Genomic DNA, 1568 nt, shown 5'->3' with positions numbered 1-1568 from the left:
GACTACGGCTTTCCCGAAAGCCACGCCGCCAGCTTCGCCCACATCGCCTACGCCTCGGCCTGGCTCAAGCGCCACTACCCCACGGCCTTTGCCTGCGCGCTGCTCAACGCGCAACCCATGGGCTTCTACGCGCCCGCCACCCTCGTGGACGACGCCAAGCGGCACGGGGTCCGGGTGCTGCCGGTGGACATCCGGCGCAGCGACTGGGACTGCACCCTGGAAAGGCAGACAGGGACTCAGACCCGGCCCGCCGGACCGGCCGGCGCCCAGCCGGTGCACGCCCTGCGCATGGGCCTGCGCTACGTCAAAGGGCTCGGGGAAGCCGACTGGCAGCGCATCGACGAGGCCCGGCGCGCCGGCCCGTTCCGCTCCCTGGCCGATCTCGCCTCCCGCACCGGGCTGCGCCAGGGCATCCTCGACCGCCTGGCCCAAGCCGGAGCGCTGACCTCACGCACCTCCCGGCGGCGCCAGGCCCTGTGGCAGGTCCAGGGACTCCAGGCGGCCGGAGGAGACGCGCTCTCCCTGGAGACCTCCGAGGCCCCGGTTCCGTTCGAGCCCCTGAGCGACCTCGAGTCCATCGTCTGGGACTACCGCACCACCGACCACAGCCCCCGGGGCCACCCGCTGGCCCACCTGCGCCCGCGGATCGCCGCCCAAGGCCTTCCCGACGCCGCCGCCGTGCAGCGAATGCCCCACGGCCGCCGCGTGGACTACGCCGGCATCGTCATCTGCCGCCAACGGCCCAAGACCGCCAAGGGCGTCATCTTCATGACCCTCGAAGACGAAACCGGCTTCGTCAACGTCATCGTGTGGCAGGACGTCTATGAAAGGTTCCGGATCGCCGTCAAGACACTCTCGTTCATGGGCGTCAGCGGCCCCTTGCAGAACGAGTCCAACGTCGTCCACCTCGTGGTGGAGTCGGTATGGCAGCCGAAGCTAGATACCGAGCCGGTGCGGAGGAAGAGCCGGGATTTTCAGTAGGGACACCGGAGGAACACCTGGCTGTTCACAAAAGGCACACTTGTGGTCGGTGTGCTCGTCCGCGCGCGCCGGAATCACCGTTTCCGCCCTGCTAAGGTCGATTTGGGCGGCGACCACGAAGGCGTCATTTTGGCGGCGGCGCCGCTTCCAAGGCTTCAACGACGGTCACTGCGCACGCCTCCGCGACCGCGGAGCGGTATTTTTCGCTCACGTTGGCAACCCAGCCGGCCTTGACGACAAATTCGCTGCGTTGCCAGTAACTCTCTTCCTTCAGGCCCGCGATCTGTTCTGGCTGCAGCTCCGCCTTGGCAACGCAGAGTGGCGCAAACGCCAAGACGATAGCCGACTCGGCGCCTGCCGAGGCCATCTCTCCGGCCGTCCCGCCCGTCACCCAGCCACCCCAGGCGAAACCGACGATCATTGTGGCGATCGCGCCGCCGATCGCACCCCAAATGGCGGGTTTTACCGATGTTGACATCTTCATTGTAATTTCTCCCTATTCCACTATTTGATTGAGCCGATATTTCCCGGATGGCGAACCATCCGTACTATTGGCACTCAGGACAGCCCGAACGACTGCCATGGTG

Annotated in this window: 2 protein-coding genes; one reads left to right on the top strand and one right to left on the bottom strand. The window is 66.6% G+C overall.

Annotation, left to right across the window (positions count from 1 at the left end; translation table 11 throughout):
* Window positions 1-981 (top strand): error-prone DNA polymerase (gene dnaE2 / locus OXF11_00885; GenBank protein ID MCY4485660.1); only part of this gene is annotated, 981 nt, incomplete at its 5' end.
* A 124-nt stretch (window positions 982-1105) separates the two neighbouring features.
* Here dnaE2 and OXF11_00880 read toward each other — a convergent pair.
* Entirely contained in the window at window positions 1106-1465 is a 360-nt protein-coding gene (locus OXF11_00880) for a hypothetical protein (GenBank protein ID MCY4485659.1), read from the bottom strand.
* Between the last annotated feature and the right edge of the window lie 103 nt (window positions 1466-1568).

The organism is Deltaproteobacteria bacterium (assembly GCA_026712905.1).
In the GTDB taxonomy this organism is placed as follows: domain Bacteria; phylum Desulfobacterota; class Binatia; order UBA9968; family JAJDTQ01; genus JAJDTQ01.
This window is presented reverse-complemented; position numbering and strand designations above follow the sequence as displayed.

Bases quoted from the DNA above. Each gene is read 5' to 3' on its own strand.
- OXF11_00880 (MCY4485659.1), bottom strand. From the start codon at position 1,465: ATGAAGATGTCAACATCGGTAAAACCCGCCATTTGGGGTGCGATCGGC.